General features: G+C 62.9%; 22 protein-coding genes. 14 read left to right on the plus strand and 8 right to left on the minus strand.

Going from position 1 to position 17,780, the window contains the following annotated elements:
• Nucleotides 1-94: 94 nt before the first annotated feature.
• Nucleotides 95-934: a UTP--glucose-1-phosphate uridylyltransferase GalU gene (galU, locus tag CKW24_RS12890; RefSeq protein WP_019690034.1), complete on the minus strand. Its 840-nt coding sequence runs from the start codon at nt 932-934 to the stop codon at nt 95-97.
• A 211-nt stretch (nt 935-1,145) separates the two neighbouring features.
• Here galU and CKW24_RS12895 point away from each other — a divergent pair, with 211 nt between their 5' ends.
• A complete protein-coding gene (locus CKW24_RS12895; protein WP_095168458.1) occupies nt 1,146-1,334 on the plus strand; it encodes a hypothetical protein in 189 nt (62 codons plus the stop codon).
• Nucleotides 1,335-1,470: 136 nt separating this feature from the next.
• Nucleotides 1,471-1,752, plus strand: a complete 282-nt coding sequence (locus tag CKW24_RS12900) for a hypothetical protein (protein WP_095168460.1) — start codon at nt 1,471-1,473, stop codon at nt 1,750-1,752.
• A gap of 11 nt (nt 1,753-1,763) precedes the next feature.
• Here CKW24_RS12900 and CKW24_RS12905 read toward each other — a convergent pair whose 3' ends face one another.
• From CKW24_RS12905 to CKW24_RS12920, 4 genes are all read right to left on the minus strand, one after another.
• On the minus strand, nt 1,764-1,994 hold the full coding sequence (locus CKW24_RS12905) for a hypothetical protein (RefSeq protein ID WP_095168462.1): 231 nt from the start codon (nt 1,992-1,994) through the stop codon (nt 1,764-1,766).
• A gap of 103 nt (nt 1,995-2,097) precedes the next feature.
• Nucleotides 2,098-3,021 (minus strand): c-type cytochrome, encoded by a 924-nt coding sequence (locus CKW24_RS12910; protein WP_095168464.1) that lies wholly within the window; start codon nt 3,019-3,021, stop codon nt 2,098-2,100.
• Entirely contained in the window at nt 3,018-3,665 is a 648-nt protein-coding gene (locus CKW24_RS12915; RefSeq protein ID WP_095168465.1) for a cytochrome c, read from the minus strand. Before CKW24_RS12915 ends, CKW24_RS12910 begins: the two co-directional genes overlap by 4 nt.
• 240 nt (nt 3,666-3,905) lie before the next feature.
• Nucleotides 3,906-4,256, minus strand: a complete 351-nt coding sequence (locus CKW24_RS12920) for a hypothetical protein (protein ID WP_095168467.1) — start codon at nt 4,254-4,256, stop codon at nt 3,906-3,908.
• Between the two features lie 209 nt (nt 4,257-4,465).
• Here CKW24_RS12920 and CKW24_RS12925 point away from each other — a divergent pair, with 209 nt between their 5' ends.
• From CKW24_RS12925 to ada, 5 genes are all read left to right on the plus strand, one after another.
• A complete protein-coding gene (locus CKW24_RS12925) occupies nt 4,466-4,768 on the plus strand; it encodes a DUF1883 domain-containing protein (RefSeq protein WP_095168468.1) in 303 nt (100 codons plus the stop codon).
• 34 nt (nt 4,769-4,802) lie between these two features.
• A complete protein-coding gene (locus tag CKW24_RS28250) occupies nt 4,803-4,973 on the plus strand; it encodes a hypothetical protein (RefSeq protein WP_095168470.1) in 171 nt (56 codons plus the stop codon).
• Between the two features lie 110 nt (nt 4,974-5,083).
• The gene (locus tag CKW24_RS12935) at nt 5,084-5,848 is read left to right on the plus strand and encodes a 2OG-Fe(II) oxygenase (protein ID WP_095168471.1); all 765 of its coding nucleotides are present in this window, start codon (nt 5,084-5,086) and stop codon (nt 5,846-5,848) included.
• Nucleotides 5,838-6,515, plus strand: coding sequence for a DNA oxidative demethylase AlkB (gene alkB / locus CKW24_RS12940; RefSeq protein ID WP_095168473.1), 678 nt, complete (start codon nt 5,838-5,840; stop codon nt 6,513-6,515). The genes CKW24_RS12935 and alkB overlap by 11 nt, the downstream gene beginning before the upstream one ends.
• A gap of 85 nt (nt 6,516-6,600) precedes the next feature.
• On the plus strand, nt 6,601-7,662 hold the full coding sequence (gene ada / locus CKW24_RS12945) for a bifunctional DNA-binding transcriptional regulator/O6-methylguanine-DNA methyltransferase Ada (protein WP_095168474.1): 1,062 nt from the start codon (nt 6,601-6,603) through the stop codon (nt 7,660-7,662).
• On the opposite strand, the gene CKW24_RS12950 is transcribed toward ada, so the two are convergent.
• Nucleotides 7,659-8,117 (minus strand): GyrI-like domain-containing protein, encoded by a 459-nt coding sequence (locus tag CKW24_RS12950; RefSeq protein ID WP_095168476.1) that lies wholly within the window; start codon nt 8,115-8,117, stop codon nt 7,659-7,661. The two genes, ada and CKW24_RS12950, sit on opposite strands and share 4 nt — an antisense overlap.
• A 165-nt stretch (nt 8,118-8,282) precedes the next feature.
• On the opposite strand from CKW24_RS12950, the gene CKW24_RS12955 reads away from it, so the two are divergent.
• The 7 genes from CKW24_RS12955 (at nt 8,283) to CKW24_RS12985 (ending at nt 15,513) form a co-directional block, all read left to right on the plus strand.
• Entirely contained in the window at nt 8,283-9,347 is a 1,065-nt protein-coding gene (locus CKW24_RS12955) for a nitronate monooxygenase family protein (RefSeq protein ID WP_095168478.1), read from the plus strand.
• 246 nt (nt 9,348-9,593) lie between these two features.
• A complete protein-coding gene (gene modA / locus CKW24_RS12960) occupies nt 9,594-10,361 on the plus strand; it encodes a molybdate ABC transporter substrate-binding protein (protein WP_095168480.1) in 768 nt (255 codons plus the stop codon).
• A complete protein-coding gene (gene modB, locus CKW24_RS12965; protein ID WP_095168482.1) occupies nt 10,362-11,042 on the plus strand; it encodes a molybdate ABC transporter permease subunit in 681 nt (226 codons plus the stop codon). It begins immediately after the preceding gene.
• 3 nt (nt 11,043-11,045) lie between these two features.
• Complete coding sequence (gene modC / locus CKW24_RS12970) at nt 11,046-12,134, plus strand: molybdenum ABC transporter ATP-binding protein (RefSeq protein WP_095168484.1); 1,089 nt, start codon at nt 11,046-11,048, stop codon at nt 12,132-12,134.
• 67 nt (nt 12,135-12,201) lie between these two features.
• Nucleotides 12,202-13,239, plus strand: coding sequence for a DNA topoisomerase IB (locus CKW24_RS12975; protein WP_095168486.1), 1,038 nt, complete (start codon nt 12,202-12,204; stop codon nt 13,237-13,239).
• A 144-nt stretch (nt 13,240-13,383) separates the two neighbouring features.
• Nucleotides 13,384-15,036, plus strand: coding sequence for an ABC-F family ATP-binding cassette domain-containing protein (locus tag CKW24_RS12980; RefSeq protein WP_095168487.1), 1,653 nt, complete (start codon nt 13,384-13,386; stop codon nt 15,034-15,036).
• Between the two features lie 246 nt (nt 15,037-15,282).
• On the plus strand, nt 15,283-15,513 hold the full coding sequence (locus CKW24_RS12985) for a hypothetical protein (RefSeq protein WP_095168489.1): 231 nt from the start codon (nt 15,283-15,285) through the stop codon (nt 15,511-15,513).
• A 45-nt stretch (nt 15,514-15,558) separates the two neighbouring features.
• Here the strand turns inward: CKW24_RS12985 and CKW24_RS12990 are convergent, their stop codons facing one another.
• Both CKW24_RS12990 and CKW24_RS12995 read right to left on the minus strand, forming a co-directional pair.
• Entirely contained in the window at nt 15,559-16,530 is a 972-nt protein-coding gene (locus CKW24_RS12990) for an XdhC family protein (protein ID WP_095168491.1), read from the minus strand.
• A gap of 1 nt (nt 16,531) precedes the next feature.
• On the minus strand, nt 16,532-17,779 hold the full coding sequence (locus CKW24_RS12995) for a cytochrome c (protein WP_095168493.1): 1,248 nt from the start codon (nt 17,777-17,779) through the stop codon (nt 16,532-16,534).
• Between the last annotated feature and the right edge of the window lies 1 nt (nt 17,780).

The following is a 17,780-nucleotide window of genomic DNA, read 5'->3' on the forward strand; positions in this document are numbered from 1 at the left end:
GGCGCAGTGCGGGTCAGCGCCGCGAACAATACGCGCTTGAAAAATGAAAAAGCCACCAGAAGGTGGCTTTTCAGAACGGGACGCCCAGACGTTATCAGTACGCCTTGCCCGTCTTGTAGAAGTGCTCGAAGCAGAAGTTGGTGGCTTCGATGTAGCCTTCGGCGCCGCCGCAGTCAAAACGGGTGCCCTTGAACTTGTAGGCAATCACGCAACCGTCTTGCGCCTGTTTCATCAGGGCGTCGGTGATCTGGATCTCGCCACCCTTGCCCGGCTCGGTTTCTTCGATCAGCTTGAAGATGTCCGGGGTCAGGATGTAACGACCGATGATGGCCAGGTTCGACGGCGCATCTTCAGGTTTTGGTTTTTCCACCATATTGCGCACGCGGTACAGGTCGTCACCGATCAGGTCACCGGCGATCACCCCGTACTTGTGGGTTTCCTGCGGGTCGACTTCCTGGATCGCGACGATGGTGCAGCGGTACTGCTTGTACAGCTTGACCATCTGGGTCAGGACGCCGTCGCCATCCAGATTGACGCACAAGTCGTCCGCCAGCACTACGGCGAAGGGTTCGTCGCCGATCAATGGACGACCGGTAAGGATCGCGTGGCCCAGGCCCTTCATTTCGGTCTGACGGGTGTAGGAGAACGAACATTCGTCTAGCAGTTTACGGATACCGACCAGGTACTTCTCTTTGTCGGTGCCCTTGATCTGGTTTTCCAGCTCGTAGCTGATGTCGAAGTGGTCTTCCAGGGCGCGTTTGCCGCGACCGGTGACGATCGAGATTTCGGTCAGTCCAGCGTCCAGTGCTTCTTCGACGCCGTACTGGATCAGTGGCTTGTTCACCACCGGCAGCATTTCTTTAGGCATGGCCTTCGTCGCTGGCAGGAAGCGAGTACCGTAACCGGCTGCTGGGAACAAGCATTTCTTGATCATAAAAGTCCTTGAAAGGGCTGTGTGTACGAGTTTCGGCGCAGTCTAATCAGGCGGCGTGCACCTTACAATGCCCCGCACTGGCTAACCGATGCCATCATAGAGAAATAATCTTGAGGATAGTTCCGCAAAGGCTTCACTTTAGACCAGGGAAGACCCTCAGGCACATTTACCGCTATCATTGAGCAATTGAACCAGCCAACGAGGCAGATAGATGTCGGCAGCAAAAAGCGTGAACGGTTACATGATCAACAAGGCCAAAGACGGTCAATGGTGGGTCGACAGCGCCGGTGGCGAAAACATCGCCGGGCCTTTCCCCACTGAAGCCATGGCTATTGAAGTGGCGTCGGTGCTGCAAGACACCCCGCCCGCTCCCAAGCGTCGCGGGGCCAAGCCCGAGTAAGGTGCCTGGTCAAACAGCCCTGCCCTGTGCAGGGCTTTTTTGTGTTTGTCTGTACCGAAATGGCCATTCGCTATAACCTCTCGCTACCAGGCCTTCTCTGCGCCTGACGCCCCTCCCCCCTGATGGCAACGATCCGATGAAAATAACCCTGGCTGTGATGGCGGTACTGGTCTTGAGCGGTTGTGCCACGGCGTCCAAGACGTATCTGGACGATGGCCAGCAAGGCTTGTCGATCGATTGTTCGGGCGAAGCCAATTCCTGGGCCACCTGCTACGAAAAAGCCGATGCGTCCTGCGCCGGTACTGGCTACAAGATTGTCGGCACAGAGGGTACGCCAGCGCTCAAGGAAAGCGACAAGACCCTGGGCGCGGATGTTGGCAACTTCAAGAGTCGCAGCGTAGTGGTGGTGTGTAACTAGGCTCTGGGCCGTTACATGTGAATTTCCGCGAACTTGATGCCCAGGCCGCGTACGGTCTCGACCAGGTCATCCAGATGGGTGAAGGACTCGACCTCGTCGTTGTCGTCCACCAGGAAAAAACTGCGTCCTGCACTTTTCTTGAAAAACACGATCCATTCCCCCGGGGTCGCCGGATTCTGGATCACATGGGTGGCAGAGATGTGACCCTCTGCATGCCGCTCTCGGACTTGCTCACGCTTCATTGCCTGCTCCATTGATGCCAATGCCGCCCAGGGCCCGATGCTGTTCAGTGTGTCTGGTTGAACAGCCGCGGGCCCGGGACGGCACTGTGTCGATGCAGACAGTTTACCGGATGCCTTGGCCAATCAGTACGCCATCAACGGTTTGCCCATACAAATTGACCCCATCGTTGGCATGGAACTTCACTCGGGTCTTCTCTACGGAGCCGTCGATCAGCCGTGGGTCCTGAGGCCGTTCATGGCTGTTGATGAACGCCGCCACGTCCCACGCCTGCTGATCGCTGAGGCTCTGCGCCTTGCCCAGGGGCATGTTGTATTGAATGAACGACGCCGCGGTATTGATGCGGTGCATGCCCGCTCCCCAGTTGTAGGAGTCCTTACCCCAGAGCGGCGGCATCACGTAGTCCTCGCCGACTTTCTGTCCCTGGCCGCTATCACCGTGGCACACCGCACACTGGGCCTTGTAGACCTGTGCGCCCTGGGCGATGTCATAACCCTTGGCCGGTTGCTTGACCTCCGGATAACCGCGCCCGGGCAGTTCGACGCCAATCGGTGCCTTGGTCGCGAGCCAGTAGGCATAAGCCGACAACGCGCTGATTTCCGGGCCGTCGGCCGCTGGCGGTTTGCCGTTCATGCTGAACTCGAAACAACCTTGCAGGCGCTCGGCGAAGGTATTGACCTTGTCGTTTTTCTTGCGATACGCCGGGTACATCGGGTAAGCCCCCCACAACGGCGCAGAGTTGGGTAACCGGCCCTGGTCCAAGTGGCAGTTGCTGCAATTGAGGCCATTGCCGACATACGCCGGGGCCTGGCGCTTGGTGTCGACAAACAGGCTGTGGCCCTGGCGCACCAGCTTGCCAAACGCGTTGTCCGGCAACTCATGCTCGGCCGGTGCCTGGAAATACTCGACTTTTGCGCTAGTGGCTGCCGGGATCTTCAGTTCGGACTGATCGTCCATCACGGTCTGGGCGGCATACCCGTTGAGACTGGCCAGTGCCAGGGCCAATGGGGCGAAGGATAGGAATTTCATGGCTTGGCCTCCTGGCTGCCCAGTGTCGCAAAGTAGTCGGCGACCGCCTTGATTTCGTCCGGGGTCAGGGATTTGGCGATATGCCCCATCAGATCATTGGGGTCGTTGTGCCGGGTGCCGTCACGCCAGGCGTTCAATTGCCCGACCAGGTAACTGGCCGACTGCCCGGCCAGTGGCGGAAACGCCGTGCCCACGCCCACCCCACCGGGGCCGTGACACATCACGCACTCGGGAATCTGCCGGTCCCAGGCACCGCGCAAGGCCAGCCGCGCGCCCGGTTCTGTCGGCGTGGTGTTGCGTGTCACTTGCGGGGTGGCCGGCGCGGGCATGGCCGCCAGGGTGCTGGTAACCGCCTGGATCTCGCCTTCGCTCAGCGCCTTGGCCAGCGGCTGCATCACCGGGCTGACCCGCGAGCCACTGCGAAAGTCCGCCAGTTGTTTACTCAGGTACCCCGCCGACAAACCGGCCAGCCGGGGAAATCCGGCGGCCGGCATGCCCATGCCATCGGCACCATGGCAGGCAAAGCAGGCAGTAGCGGCAGGTAACGCACCACCCTGGGTATAGATTTTCTGTCCGTCGTCGGCATTCACGACGCTGACAGCAATGAGCATCAGGCTGCCCAATACGGTCGGTTTGAAATCCATCTCTAACCCTCTTTTTCTAGTTATAAGCTTAGACTTAGTTTGCATAAGCATATAAAGAGTAAGTGATTGTGACGGCTATCTCAACCGCCCAGGCAATGTGCGTCATCGTTGACGATCATCGCGAGCAGCCTCATTCCACAGGGTGTTCGGTGTCCGTCAATTATGTCCGGGCATAAAAAAGCCCGAGCCGGGAGGGTCCGGGTCGGGCTTGTGGGTGGCATGGCCGCTGGCTGTCCGGCCTTAGCCGGAAATGCACTCGTTGGCGGCAACCCCGATGTCACCCGGACGCATCGGCACATTGGACAGACTCTCGTGCAACTTGATGCTGCTGCCGCCGGAACGCTCTTCGATGTCGAACACCGCTGCCGGGTCGGTTGACAGCTTGCCGGGGACGATGACCCGCACCCCATCCTTGTGCGGTTCCATTTGCACCGCGCCCCGGCTCTTGGCCAGCTTCTCGGCGACACAGTTGGCATATTCCTGCGGCTTCTTCCCTGAAATCACGTTCATGGTGGGCGGGGTCTGATTGATGTCCGAGACTGTCGCACATCCACTCATCACCAATGCCAGCAACAAAACGCCCTGCTTCATACAAATCCTCCAATAAAGACCCTCGGACAGCGCAAATGCGCTTTTTCTCCGGCCTGCCGTGCTTTATGGCGCAAATAATTGCGGATAACTGTTTTTAATTGTCAAACCGGCTCTCAGCGGTCCGCTTTTGCACAGCCTTCGCTGATAAACTGGGCCATCGTCCATGCTATCGTTTTGATTTGCTAGAAAAAGCCCTTCTGGAGGCGCCCATGAAATTTATCCACCAGCGCGAGCACCTCAACGAAGATGACATCGTCGTCATTCAATGCTCGCAAACCTGCAACATCCGCCTGATGAGCGACGCCAACTTCCGCAGCTTCAAGAACGGCGGTCGTCACTCTTACCACGGCGGCGCATTCGACACCTTCCCGGCGAGAATCACCGCACCCAGCACCGGTTTCTGGAACATCACCATCGACACGGTCACCAGCCGGGCGATCAGCGTGACCCGTAAGCCAACGCTGACCCACTCGATCAAGATCGTTCGCCGGTCCAGCTCCAAGTTCAGCTGACACCCCGCCCGCTCCGCGACAGACAGGTACACCCGTGACTCCAACGACCAAGTATGTCATCAAGTACAAACTCAACGGCGAGCGTCGCTTCGAGTTCGCCCAACTGGTAAATGGCACCGAAGACGAGGCCAAGGCCGCGCTGGCCGCGATCCATGGCGACAGCCCGGACGTGATCAGCGATATCAGCGTGAGCAAGGCGCTGTAAGCCGCCCGGCGCTCGGCAATACCTGCACAATTTGACCGCAAGCTGCGGAGTGTTGCCTCGTGTCGAGCGGCCCAGACTGGCCCTCCTCGACCTAGGCCCTGGAGCCGGCAATGCGCGCCTCTTCCCTGCATCCCCCTTTGCCCAACGACCTCGCCGCAGCGCACCAACCGTCGCTGCTCGAACGTATCGACAACCTGCCCTGGCCCTCACTGGAGCACAGTCTCGATCAGGACGGCTGTGCCATCGTCCCCGGCCTGCTGGGTACCCGGGAATGCCAGGACCTGCGGGCGATGTACGACAAGCCCGGGTTGTTTCGCTCCCGGGTGGTGATGGCCAGGCACGGTTTCGGCCGTGGCGAGTATCAATACTTCGACTACCCGTTGCCCGAGCCGGTGCAGCCATTGCGCAGCGCCCTGTATGCGCGACTGGTGCCTTTGGCCAATCGCTGGCAGGCGCGCATGGGCTTGCCCGGCCGCTTTCCCCAGGCACATCCGGCCTTCCTGCAACGCTGCCATGACGCCGGCCAGCGACGTCCGACACCGCTGTTGCTGCAATACGCTGCAGGGGACTACAACTGTTTGCACCAGGACCTGTACGGCGAGCATGTATTTCCCCTGCAAGTGGCGATTCTGCTGTCAGCGCCCGAGCTAGACTTCACGGGAGGTGAGTTGGTGCTCACTGAACAACGCCCGCGGATGCAGTCACGCCCCATGGTGATGCACCTGGAACAAGGTGATGCGCTGATTTTTGCGGTGCATCAGCGCCCGGTGGCCGGGGTGCGCGGCGACTACCGGGTCAACCTGCGCCATGGCGTCAGTCGCCTGCACAGCGGTCAACGACATACCTTGGGAGTGATCTTCCACGATGCACAGTGAGCCCTTGGGCCCGACCACCCTCGACCTGTTTGCCGACGCCGACCAGCAACCGGCGCGAACCGAACAGCTCGGCCTCCAGGCATTCGTGCTGCGCGGCTTCGCCCTACCCTGGGTGCCGCGGCTGCTCGCGGCACTGGAGCAAACGCTGAAGGCAGCCCCGTTTCGCAACATGCTCACCCCCGGCGGCTTCACCATGTCGGTCGGCTTGAGCAATTGCGGCGTACTGGGCTGGACCACCGATCGCAGCGGCTACCGCTACACCCCGCTCGACCCTGTCAGCGGCCGGCCCTGGCCACCGATGCCGGAGGTGTTCCGGGAGTTGGCACAATGCGCTGCGAGCGAGGCCGGATTTGCCGATTTTGCCCCCGATGCCTGCCTGATCAACCGCTACCTGCCAGGGGCGAAGATGTCGTTGCATCAGGACCGTAACGAAGCTTCCTACGAGCCGCCCATCGTCTCGATCTCCCTGGGCCTGCCAGCGATGTTCCTGTTCGGCGGCATGCAACGCAGCGACAGGAGCCGGCGGGTGCCGTTGTTTCACGGCGACATTGTGGTCTGGGGCGGCGTCGATCGTTTGCGTTATCACGGGGTGCTGCCGCTCAAGGACGGACTGCATCCGCAATTGGGTGCCCAGCGCATCAACTTCACCCTGCGCACTGCCGGCTGAAACCACGAATTCGAGCGCAAGCCGCCGGGTGCCCTGTGTCGTCGCAGCGGTTACCCTGAGGCAAATCTTCACAGGGTGGCGCGTGATGTCCCAAGCCAAACACAGTATCGAGCAAGACCCGCGCTGGGCAGCGGTCGTGGCCCGCGACCCGCGCGCCGACGGGCAGTTCGTCTACGGGGTCAAGACCACTGGGATCTACTGCCGCCCCAGCAGCCTGGCGCGCCTGCCCAAACCACAGAACGTGGTGTTCTTCGACACTGAGGAGCAAGCCCTGGCCGCGGGTTTTCGCGCCAGCAAGCGGGCCGCGGCGGACCAGTCCCTGGTCGCCACCCAGCATGCGACCCTGGTGGCTGCTGCGTGCCGGCAGATCGAGCAGGCCGAGAGCCCACCCAGCCTCGGCGAGCTGGCGGCGAGCGCAAACCTGAGCCCGTTTCATTTTCATCGGGTGTTCAAGGCCATCACCGGTCTCACGCCCAAGGGCTACGCCACCGCCCAGCGTTCGCGGCGGGTGCGTGAACGGCTGGAGTCCGCCGACTCCGTGACCGCGGCGCTATACGACGCCGGCTTCAACTCCAACAGCCGCTTTTATGAATCTGCCGACCATTTGCTCGGCATGAAACCCAGCGACTACCGCGCTTCGGGGCAGAACACCGAAATCCGCTTTGCCGTCGGCCAATGCTCCCTGGGAGCAATCCTGGTGGCGCGCAGTGAACGTGGGGTGTGCGCGATTCTCCTCGGCGACGACCCCAACGCACTGGTCGAAGACCTGCAGCAGCGCTTTAGCCAGGCAACGTTGATCGGCGCCGAGCCGGACTTCGAGCATTGGGTGGCCCAAGTCGTCGGGTTTATCGAAGCGCCCGCCCTCGGCCTGGACTTGCCGCTGGATGTGCGTGGCACGGCCTTTCAGGAGCGAGTATGGATGGCCCTGCGCGAGATTCCGCCGGGCAGTACCGCCAGCTACGCCGAAATCGCCCAGCGGATCGGAGCGCCCAAGGCCTTTCGCGCGGTGGCCCAGGCCTGCGGCGCCAACCACCTGGCGGTGGCGATTCCCTGCCACCGGGTGGTACGCAGCGACGGCGAGCTCTCGGGCTACCGCTGGGGGGTGGAACGCAAGCGGCAATTGCTCGCGCGGGAAAACCAGCCCTAGAAAATCCCGATGTGCACCGCCACGCTGTCGGGACCGGTGTAGGCCTCGAAGTCAGTGGCGAAGCGGCGCTTGATCTGTGGATGCGCCTCAAAGTACTCCCACACCCGGCCCCAGGCCTCGATCACTGCGCCCGGCATCGCACCCTGGGCATCGAACACCAGGTATTGCCCGCCTTGCACCTCAATGCTTGGGTATTCAGTCGCGGGCTCACTGACCCTGACCCCGGCCAGCACATCAAACGAGCCGCTCGCGTCCGACTCATAGTTGCTGTACACGCCATACACCAGGGAGTCGGGGGTTTTACCCGGTATTTTTTCGTACAGGCCTTCGCTAAAAAAACGCCCCCACATCGGTCCGATACGCGCAGTTGCCGCCTGTTGCTCGGCCGCGTTGAGCGTGCGCACGCGCAAACCCGACACATTAAACGGCAGCACTTCCAGTTGTTTGATGCTCATGAACCCATCCTCCTTGATCAAACTGTTAAAAAATTCATCACCGACGTTACACGAGAAGTTTATGATTTTCGCCCTCGGCGACGGCTTCTACCCAAAGACCGCCAATGGCTGGCAGTTGAAGATGCCAAGCCCTCCCACCCGATTTTCAACCGGAGCGCACTGCTGATGAGCCAATGGCCAGACACTCGCATTCTTGACCTGCTCGGCATCGAGTTGCCGATCATCCAGGCCCCCATGGCCGGCGCGACCGGCTCGGCCATGGTCATCGAGGCCAGCAACGCCGGCGGTCTGGGCTCGATGCCGGCCGCGATGCTGAGTGTCGAGCAGTTGCGCGAAGAACTGACGATCATCGGCCAACACAGCCAGCGTCCGTTCAATGTGAACTTCTTCTGTCATCAACCGCCGGTAGCCGACGAGTTACGCGCGCAGCAATGGAAACAGCTGCTGGAACCCTACTACCGTGAACTCGGGGTGGATTTCGAGGCGCCGACGCCGGTCTCCAACCGCGCGCCCTTCGACGCTGCCGCGTGTGCGGTGGTCGAGGAATTTCGCCCGAAAGTGGTGAGCTTTCACTTCGGCCTGCCGGAAAAATCCCTGCTCGAACGGGTCAAGGCCACCGGCGCCAAGGTGCTGTCGTCGGCGACCACGGTCGATGAGGCAATCTGGCTGCAACAGCATGGCTGTGACGCGATCATCGCCATGGGCTACGAGGCCGGCGGCCATCGCGGGATGTTCCTCAGCGAGGACCTGAGCAGCCAGGTCGGTACCTTGGCCCTGGTGCCGCAGGTGGTCGACGCGGTCAGCGTGCCGGTGATCGCTGCCGGCGGCATTGGCGATGCCCGCGCGATTGCGGCGGCGTTCGCCCTCGGCGCCTCGGCCGTGCAACTGGGCACCGCCTACCTGTTCACCCCGCAAGCCAAGGTCAGCGCCTCGCACTACCGCGCCTTGCGGACCGCCAAGGACAGCGACACCGCGCTCACCAACATTTTCACCGGGCGCCCGGCCCGCGGCATTATCAATCGGGTGATGCGCGAACTCGGCCCCATCTGCGCCCAAGCCCCGGCCTTCCCGCTGGCCGGTGGCGCGTTGCTGCCGTTGCGCGCCCAGGGCGAAGCGGACTTCAGCAACCTGTGGGCCGGCCAAGCCGTGCACCTGGGCATCGAACTGCCCACCGGCGAACTGACCCGGCGCCTGGCCGAAGAAGCGCTGGCTCTGCTGACCCGCCGCTAAGGTCCCGTAGCAGCTGCCGCAGGCTGCGTTGGGTTGCGCAGCGCCCCCCAGCGGGTATTGCCAACTCCAACGAACGGCCTGCGGCCGTTAACGCAGCCTCGCGGGCTCGGCAGCTGCTAAAGGCGCGGCGCGGCAAGAAAATTGTATACAACGTTGTGATCATCGCGCCTTGAAGAGTTCCGTTCGTCGTTGATTCGCTATATATTCCGCTATATAGCGTTTCACCACCTCTCTCGGAGCCGCTTCATGACTATTCGTGTCTCACGTTTCGCACCTACTTGCCTGGCGTCCCTGATCGCCGTGTTGGCCCTGGGTTCGGCACACGCCGATGAGGTCCAGGTGGCGGTGGCGGCCAACTTCACCGCGCCGATCCAGGCAATTGCCGCCGACTTCGAGAAAGACACCGGGCACAAGCTGGTGGCCGCTTATGGCGCCACGGGCCAGTTCTATACCCAGATCAAGAACGGCGCGCCGTTTGAGGTGTTCCTGGCGGCGGACGACAGCACTGCGCAAAAACTCGAAAACGAAGGCGACATCGTCAAGGGCTCGCGTTTCACCTACGCCATCGGCACCCTGGCGCTGTGGTCAGCCAAAGCGGGTTACGTCGATGCCAAGGGCCAGGTGCTCGCCGACAACCAGTACCAGCACCTGTCCATCGCCAACCCGAAAGCCGCGCCCTACGGCCTGGCCGCGACCCAGGTCCTGGCCAAGCTGGGCCTGACCGACAAGGTCAAGGCCAAGATCGTCGAAGGCCAGAACATCACCCAGGCCTACCAGTTCGTCTCCACCGGCAATGCACAAATCGGCTTCGTCGCCTTGTCGCAGATCTATAAAGACGGCAAAGTCACCGGCGGTTCGGCGTGGATCGTGCCGGCCGAGATGCATGATCCGATCAAGCAGGACGCAGTCATCCTCAACAAAGGCAAGGACAACCCGGCCGCCAAGGCCCTGGTTGACTACCTCAAGGGCCCTAAAGCCGCGGCCATCATCCAGTCCTATGGTTACCAGCTCTAAATGACCTTATCGAGTGCCGATTTCGCCGCCATCTGGCTGACCTTCAAGCTGGCGTCCCTGACGACCGTGATTTTGCTGATCATCGGCACTCCCATCGCGTTATGGCTGTCGCGCACCCGCTCCTGGTTGCGCGGCCCGGTCGGGGCAATCGTCGCCCTGCCCCTGGTGCTGCCCCCCACCGTCATCGGCTTCTACCTGCTGCTGACCCTGGGCCCCAACGGCTTTCTCGGCCAGTTCACCCAGGCCCTGGGCCTGGGCACACTGACCTTCAGTTTTACCGGCCTGGTGATCGGCTCGGTGATCTACTCCATGCCTTTCGTGGTCCAGCCGCTGCAAAATGCCTTTTCAGCGATCGGCACTCGCCCGCTGGAGGCGGCGGCGACCTTGCGCGCCAACCCTTGGGATACCTTTTTCACGGTGATCCTGCCCCTGGCGCGCCCCGGCTTCATCACCGCCGCAATTCTCGGTTTTGCCCACACCGTGGGTGAGTTCGGCGTGGTGCTGATGATCGGCGGCAATATCCCGGACAAGACCCGGGTGGTGTCGGTGCAGATCTACGACCACGTCGAGGCCATGGAGTATGCCCAGGCCCATTGGCTCGCCGGGGCAATGCTGGTGTTCTCGTTCCTGGTGTTGCTGGCGCTGTATTCCAGTCGCAAGACCAAAGCCGGCTGGAGCTGACCGATGAGCGACGCGATTCACGTACGCCTGCAACTGCACTACCCGGACTTTTCCCTGGACGTCGACCTCGACCTGCCCGGGCGCGGCGTGACTGCACTGTATGGCCACTCGGGTTCCGGCAAGACCACCTGCCTGCGTTGCATCGCCGGGCTGGAACGCGCCGAACAGGGCTTTGTGCAGATCAACGACGAAGTCTGGCAAGACAGCCACAACCAACGGTTCGTGCCACCCCACAAGCGCGCGCTGGGCTACGTGTTCCAGGAAGCCAGCCTGTTTCCCCACCTGTCGGTGCTGGCCAACCTGGAGTTCGGCTGGCGGCGCATTCCTCGTGCGCAACGCCGGGTCGACATGGCCCACGCCACTGAGTTGCTGGGGATCGGCCACCTGCTCGATCGCCATCCGCAACACCTCTCCGGCGGTGAGCGCCAGCGCGTCGGCATCGCCCGGGCGTTGCTCACCAGCCCGCGGTTGTTGCTGATGGACGAGCCCCTGGCGGCCCTGGATTCCCAGCGCAAAAGCGAAATCCTGCCGTACCTCGAACGGCTGCACGACGAACTGGAAATCCCGGTGCTCTACGTCAGCCATTCCCAGGATGAGGTCGCGCGCCTGGCCGACCATATCGTCCTGCTCAGTGCCGGCAAGGCCCTGGCCAGTGGCCCTGTGGGCGAAACCCTGGCTCGGCTCGACCTGCCGCTGGCCCTGGGCGACGATGCCGGCGTGGTGATCGACGGCCAGGTCACCGATTACAACCTCGACTATCAACTGCTGACCCTGCAACTGCCCAACAGTCAATTGAGCGTGCGCGTGGCCCATCTACCGCTGGCCCTGGGCAAGCAACTGCGCTTCAAGGTCCAGGCCCGCGACGTCAGCCTGAGCCTGCACGCCGGCGAACAGAGCAGCATCCTCAATCGCCTGCCGGTGACGGTGGTCAGCGAAATTGCCGCCGACAACACCGCCCATGTGCTGGTGCGCCTGGACGTCGCCGGTACCCCCCTGCTGGCGCGCATCACACGCTTTTCCCGGGACCACCTGCAGCTGCATCCGGGCCAGGCGTTATGGGCGCAGATCAAGGCCGTGGCCGTACTGGCGTAAACCCTTTGGCACGACCGCCGACGCCTGCGGTCAATGGCTATACCAGCCCGCCCAAGGACGCTGCGCCATGCCGGATCTCACCCCAGCCGACTCGCTGCCACCGGACCTGCACTATGTCGATGACACGCAGCCGGGCATCCGCCGCAAAATCCTGCGCGGCAAGTTCTGTTATCTCGATGTGGCTGGCCAGCGCATTACCGACCCCGCGCAAATCAAGCGCCTCAACGCCCTCGCCGTGCCTCCCGCCTACACCGACGTGTGGATCTGTGCCGATCCCCAGGGCCATCTGCAGGCCACCGGCCGCGATGCACGGGGGCGCAAGCAATACCGCTATCACCCGCGCTGGCGCGAAGTGCGCGATGGCGACAAGTATTCGCGCCTGCTGGAGTTCGGCCTGGCACTGCCCAAGCTGCGCCGCCAGCTAGAGGCGCAACTGGCAAGCCCCGGCCATGGCCGCGACAAGGTCATGGCCACGGTCATCAGCCTGCTCGACACCACCCTGATCCGCGTCGGCAACAGCCAATATGCGCGGCAGAACCGCTCCTACGGCCTGACCACCATGCGCACCCGGCACGTGTCGCTGAACGGCAGCGCGATCGCCTTCCAGTTTCGCGGCAAGAGCGGCATCGAACACCAGATCACCGTCAAGGACCGGCGCCTGGCACGGATCATCAAGCGCTGCCTGGAACTCCCCGGGCAAGACCTGTTCCAGTACCTGGACGAACAGGGACAACGGCGCACCGTGACCTCCTCGGACATCAACGCCTACCTGCATCAACTGACAGCGGGCGACTTCACCGCCAAGGATTACCGCACCTGGGCCGGCAGCAGCCTGGCCCTGTCAGCGCTGCGCGAGTTGCCCTGGGAGTCGGCGACCGACGCCAAGCAACACATCGTAGAGATGGTCAAGCGCATCGCCAAGGAGCTGGGCAACACCCCAGCCGTGTGCCGCAAGTGCTACATCCACCCCGCCGTGCTCGACAGTTTCTTGCTCGGCACCCTGGCGCAACTGCCCAAGCCGCGCCAACGCAAGCGCCTGAGCCGCGAAGAGGTCGGGCTGATGATGTTCCTGCAAACCCTCTCGCAAAAGCCACAAGACTTGTAAGGCCTTGCCGATCTACGCTAGGCTGGCCACCTTTCCTGCAGCAGGACGATCGTTCGCCGTGAACAACTAAGCCTTTCAAAAATGTATGCGCAACAAGCCGCCTCGGGCACTTGTTGGCCTTTTTCGACATTTTTTGGAGGTGCTATGACTCACGTCACGCGTCTGCCTGCACTCGTTAGCCTGAACCAACTCAGCTTCCAGTTCGCCGATGGCGAGCACCTGTTCGACGCCCTGGATTTATCCCTCGACCAACGCCCGACGGCCATTGTCGGCCGTAACGGCAGCGGAAAATCGGTACTCGCCCGATTAATCAGCGGCCTGCTGCAACCCAGCGCCGGAACCTTGAACTGCCACGCCAGCGTCGCCTATGTGGCGCAGGAACCCCTGTACGTCGACGGCCAGACCGTCGCCCAAGCAGCAGGCATCGCCAGTACACTCGATGCGCTGGCCCGCCTGGCTGCCGGCAATGCCTGCGCCCAGGACCTGGACGACGTCGCCGAGCGCTGGGACCTGGCCGAGCGCTTTGCCTCCATGCTCGCCCAGGCCGGCCTCACCGGGCTGACTGCGCAGCAGCCGATGGCCGCCCTCAGTGGTGGTCAACGTGCACGGATCGCCCTGATCGGCGCCTTGGTCAGCCAGGCCGAGTTGTTGGTGCTGGATGAACCGAGCAACCATCTGGACGCTACGGGCCGGTGCTGGTTGATGGCGCAACTGGCGGCCTGGCGCGGCGGCCTGATCCTGGTCAGTCACGACCGAAGCCTGCTCGACAGCGTGCAACGCATCGTCGAACTGTCGCCCTTGGGGGTACAGGTATTCAGTGGCAACTACACGGCCTACCTGCAACAGCGCACGGTGGTGCAAGCGGCGGCGCACGCGGCACTGGAGCACAGTCGCAACCAGCGCCGTCGAGAACTGCAACGCCTGCAGCGCGAACACGACACGATTTCGCGGCACGCCGCCGGGTCGCGCAAACACGCGCAGACCGCCAATGTCTCACGCTTCGAACGGGCCACCATGAAAGGCCGTGCCAGCGAGATCATGGGCCATGTGCGACAGGCCCACCAAGCCTGCAAAACCGAGCTCAACGCGCAGGTCCACGAGGCCCATGCCCGAGTGATTCACGATGAGCCAGTGCTGATCCCCTTGCCGGGCACCGCGCTGCCCAACAGCCGGCGAGTCATTACCCTGGTGGCTGCGCAGTTGCCATGGTTACCCCGGCAAACGCCGGGCAGCCGGCTCGACCTGACGCTGGCAGGGCCGGTGCGGGTGGCGCTCAGTGGCCCCAACGGTTGCGGTAAATCGACCCTGCTGAAAATGCTCGCCGGTCACTGCGCCGCCGTCAGCGGCGAGTGCCAGACCCACGTACCCAGCGCCTACCTGGATCAACACCTGGCGTTGCTGGACCCCGAGCGCTCGGTGGTCGAGCAGTTGAATCTGCTGGACACCCCGCTGTCCGAAGGGGCGGTGCGCAGCCGCCTGGCTCACTTGCAGCTGGATGCCCGACGCGTGCACCTGCCCACGGGCCAGCTCAGCGGTGGCGAGCGCCTCAAGGCCGCCCTGGCGATCGCGTCGTGGGGCAATACCCCCGCGCAATTGCTGCTGCTCGACGAACCCACCAATCACCTCGACCTGGACTCCGTGCAGGCCCTGGAACAGGCCTTGCGCGGTTTTGTCGGAGCGCTCATCGCCGCCTCCCATGACGCCGAGTTTCTCCAGGCCCTGCAACCCACCCACCACCTGCACTGGACCGCGCACGGCTGGCAGTTGCAAGACGGCGGCCCGGTGCTGCCGGGCTGAATCAGGCGACGAACAGCACGTGGGGTTTTTGCAGGTTTGGCAACCGGATCTATAGTTGATGGGGGGCAACGATCCAGTTCCAGGGCGGGGTCTATACTTGGAGCGATGAACACGATGACAACGCGGTGGATCAGATGCCGCGCGTCATCGTTGACGTCCATCGCGAGCAGGCCGCAAGCGGGCGCTCGCTCCTACAGGGGTTGTGTTGTCCTTTGCCAACCTTCTCGACTAATGGAGGTGTTTTCCATGTCCGAAAAAGAGTCCATCACCACCCTGCTGACGTTGCTCGACTCGCGCCAAACGCGCCTGACGGCGGCGTGCAAGGAAATCGCCGATTGGGTCGACAAACATGACGGCCATCCGACGGCGATGAAAATCCGCGACCGCCTGCAAGATATCGAGAAGGACGCGCCGCTGATCCAGAACGCGCTGACCTCGCTCAAACCGCTGGATCGGCCCCTGCCACGCTTCCGCTGAGCCGAGCGCTTTGAGGGCCGTGTGTCGTTGGCTGACTGCCCTGGATCAGAGTTGATCGCGGGCAATACCGCTGCGAATCCGCAGAATGTCGGCCAGCACCGCCAAGGCGATCTCCGCCGGAGTCTTGCTGCCCAGGTTCAGGCCGATGGGTGCGTGAATCCGCGCCAGCTCGGCCTCCCCCAGACCACCGATCCGGCGCAGGCGCTCGAAGCGTTTCTGCGAGGTTTGCAGGGAACCCATGACCCCGATGTAAAACGCCTCGGTGCGTACGGCTTCCATCATGGCCAGGTCGTCGATACGCGGATCATGGGTCAAGGCGACCACCGCCGTGTCGCTGTGGCAACCGCCCTGGGCAATGAACACCGATGGCAACTGACGGCGAATCTCCACATGCTCCAGCACCACTCCCTCCAGCACTTCCTCGCGCGGATCACAGAGGATCACCTCGAACCCCAGGCCGACCCCGAACTCGGCGCACGCATGCGCCACGCTCGAGTAACCGGCGAGCAACAGCCGTTGAGCCGCCCCGACACGCAACCGCACCCGATCGATTTCGCGCTCGATGCGTGGCCCGTGCTCGCGGTCGACCAACAGGCCGCGGGCGCCACTTTGCAGGTCGACTTCACGGATCAGCCGGCGCTGGCCCAATAGCGCGGATTCCAGCTCACGCAGGTGCGCCTGGACTTCGCAATCGGGTTCGAGCCTTTCCACCAGTACATCCAGCAGTCCGCCACAGGGCAGTTTGACCTGGGAGCGCGGATCATCGCCCTCGCCGTAGCGCACCACGCTCACGGCCTCGGCAAACAAGCCTTCGGCCATGCGCTCGAGAAAATCGTCCTCGACGCAGCCACCGGACAGCGAACCGATCCAGTGCCCGCTGTCGTTGACCGCCAGCATCGAGCCCGGCGCGCGAGGCGCCGAACCGTAGGTGCTGAGCACACTGCACAACCACACACGCTGGCCCGCGCTGGACCAGGCCAGCGCGCGCCGTATCACTTGCAGGTCAAGATGCTGCATGTCAGTGCGCCTTGTGCTCCGCGGGAGCCTCTGCCTTCAGTTGTTCGATCTGGCTGATCAGCAGGTCAGCCGGTTGCCCGCCCCAGGCCTGACGCAGGTAGTTGATCAGGTCGGTGGATTGCTGCGTGCTCAACTTGTCGGCAAAGCCCGGCATCGGCTGCATGCGCTCGAAACCCGAGAACTGCTGCTCGCCAATCCCATCCTCGATCACCCGCAACAGGTTGCGTGGATCTTCCAGGCGCAAGGTGGTGTTGCCTTGCATCGCTACGGCGATGTGCGGTTTACCTTCACCATTGCCGCCGTGGCAGCCGGCGCAGACGTTCAGGTAGTCCTGGCGACCGCGCTGGGCGCTGGCAGTGAGCTGGTCCGGCGTGACCTCGCTGAGCACCTTGGGTTGCGGTGGCAACTCGCCCAGCAGGAAGGTGGCCATGGCCTTCAGGTCCGGGTCGCTGAGGTGCTGGGTGCTGTTGTGGAACACCGGGAACATCTCGTTGAACATCGTGCCCTGGGCGCTCATGCCGTGCTTGAGGAACGAGCTCAGGTCCTGGTGGTTCCAGCCGCGAGCCGCCAGGTCATCGGCCAGCAGGCTCGGCGCCAGGTAGCCGTTGAGCAGGCCGCCGGTCATGCGTTTGTCCTGCTGCATGGCGCCGGGCAAGCCGCGCGGGGTGTGGCATTCGCCACAGTGACCGAGCACGTCGACCATGTACTGGCCGCGCTGCCACGCCTCGCCCTTGCCTTCGGCCGGGGCCAACTTGACGTCCTTGCCATAGAGCATGTTCCAGCCCATCAGGCCCAGGCGCACGTTGAACGGAAAGCTCAGGCTGGTAACCGGTGCCGCGCGATTGATCGGCGCGATGGTCTTGAGGTACGCGTGGATCGCGTCGGAATCGGCACGGGGCATCAGGTGATAGGAGGTGTACGGCATCGCCGGGTACAGGTTGGCACCGTCGCGTCGCTTGCCTTCGGTCAAGGCGGCGAAGAACTCGTCATCGCTGTACAGGCCGATACCGTGCTCCTTGTCCGGCGTGATGTTGGTGCCATAAATGGTGCCGAACGGCGAGACGATTGGCAGGCCGCCGGCATACGGCGCGCCACCGGGTGCGGTGTGGCAGGCCATGCAGTCGGCCGCCCGCGCCAGGTATTCGCCCTGCTTGACCTGCTGTGGGTCTGCTGCCAGGACCGCTTGGCTGGCCAGCAGCGCAACCGCCAGGCCCACGGCACTGGCAACGCCGCTAAGTAGTCGGTTCATG

The organism is Pseudomonas sp. Irchel 3H3 (assembly GCF_900187635.1).
Classification (GTDB): Bacteria; Pseudomonadota; Gammaproteobacteria; order Pseudomonadales; family Pseudomonadaceae; genus Aquipseudomonas.

Coding starts and splice junctions, on each gene's coding strand:
- galU (WP_019690034.1), bottom strand. CDS start 934: ATGATCAAGAAATGCTTGTTCCCAGCAGCCGGTTACGGTACTCGCTTC.
- CKW24_RS12895 (WP_095168458.1), top strand. CDS start 1,146: ATGTCGGCAGCAAAAAGCGTGAACGGTTACATGATCAACAAGGCCAAA.
- CKW24_RS12900 (WP_095168460.1), top strand. CDS start 1,471: ATGAAAATAACCCTGGCTGTGATGGCGGTACTGGTCTTGAGCGGTTGT.
- CKW24_RS12905 (WP_095168462.1), bottom strand. CDS start 1,994: ATGAAGCGTGAGCAAGTCCGAGAGCGGCATGCAGAGGGTCACATCTCT.
- CKW24_RS12910 (WP_095168464.1), bottom strand. CDS start 3,021: ATGAAATTCCTATCCTTCGCCCCATTGGCCCTGGCACTGGCCAGTCTC.
- CKW24_RS12915 (WP_095168465.1), bottom strand. CDS start 3,665: ATGGATTTCAAACCGACCGTATTGGGCAGCCTGATGCTCATTGCTGTC.
- CKW24_RS12920 (WP_095168467.1), bottom strand. CDS start 4,256: ATGAAGCAGGGCGTTTTGTTGCTGGCATTGGTGATGAGTGGATGTGCG.
- CKW24_RS12925 (WP_095168468.1), top strand. CDS start 4,466: ATGAAATTTATCCACCAGCGCGAGCACCTCAACGAAGATGACATCGTC.
- CKW24_RS12935 (WP_095168471.1), top strand. CDS start 5,084: ATGCGCGCCTCTTCCCTGCATCCCCCTTTGCCCAACGACCTCGCCGCA.
- alkB (WP_095168473.1), top strand. CDS start 5,838: ATGCACAGTGAGCCCTTGGGCCCGACCACCCTCGACCTGTTTGCCGAC.
- ada (WP_095168474.1), top strand. CDS start 6,601: ATGTCCCAAGCCAAACACAGTATCGAGCAAGACCCGCGCTGGGCAGCG.
- CKW24_RS12950 (WP_095168476.1), bottom strand. CDS start 8,117: ATGAGCATCAAACAACTGGAAGTGCTGCCGTTTAATGTGTCGGGTTTG.
- CKW24_RS12955 (WP_095168478.1), top strand. CDS start 8,283: ATGAGCCAATGGCCAGACACTCGCATTCTTGACCTGCTCGGCATCGAG.
- modA (WP_095168480.1), top strand. CDS start 9,594: ATGACTATTCGTGTCTCACGTTTCGCACCTACTTGCCTGGCGTCCCTG.
- modB (WP_095168482.1), top strand. CDS start 10,362: ATGACCTTATCGAGTGCCGATTTCGCCGCCATCTGGCTGACCTTCAAG.
- modC (WP_095168484.1), top strand. CDS start 11,046: ATGAGCGACGCGATTCACGTACGCCTGCAACTGCACTACCCGGACTTT.
- CKW24_RS12975 (WP_095168486.1), top strand. CDS start 12,202: ATGCCGGATCTCACCCCAGCCGACTCGCTGCCACCGGACCTGCACTAT.
- CKW24_RS12980 (WP_095168487.1), top strand. CDS start 13,384: ATGACTCACGTCACGCGTCTGCCTGCACTCGTTAGCCTGAACCAACTC.
- CKW24_RS12985 (WP_095168489.1), top strand. CDS start 15,283: ATGTCCGAAAAAGAGTCCATCACCACCCTGCTGACGTTGCTCGACTCG.
- CKW24_RS12990 (WP_095168491.1), bottom strand. CDS start 16,530: ATGCAGCATCTTGACCTGCAAGTGATACGGCGCGCGCTGGCCTGGTCC.
- CKW24_RS12995 (WP_095168493.1), bottom strand. CDS start 17,779: ATGAACCGACTACTTAGCGGCGTTGCCAGTGCCGTGGGCCTGGCGGTT.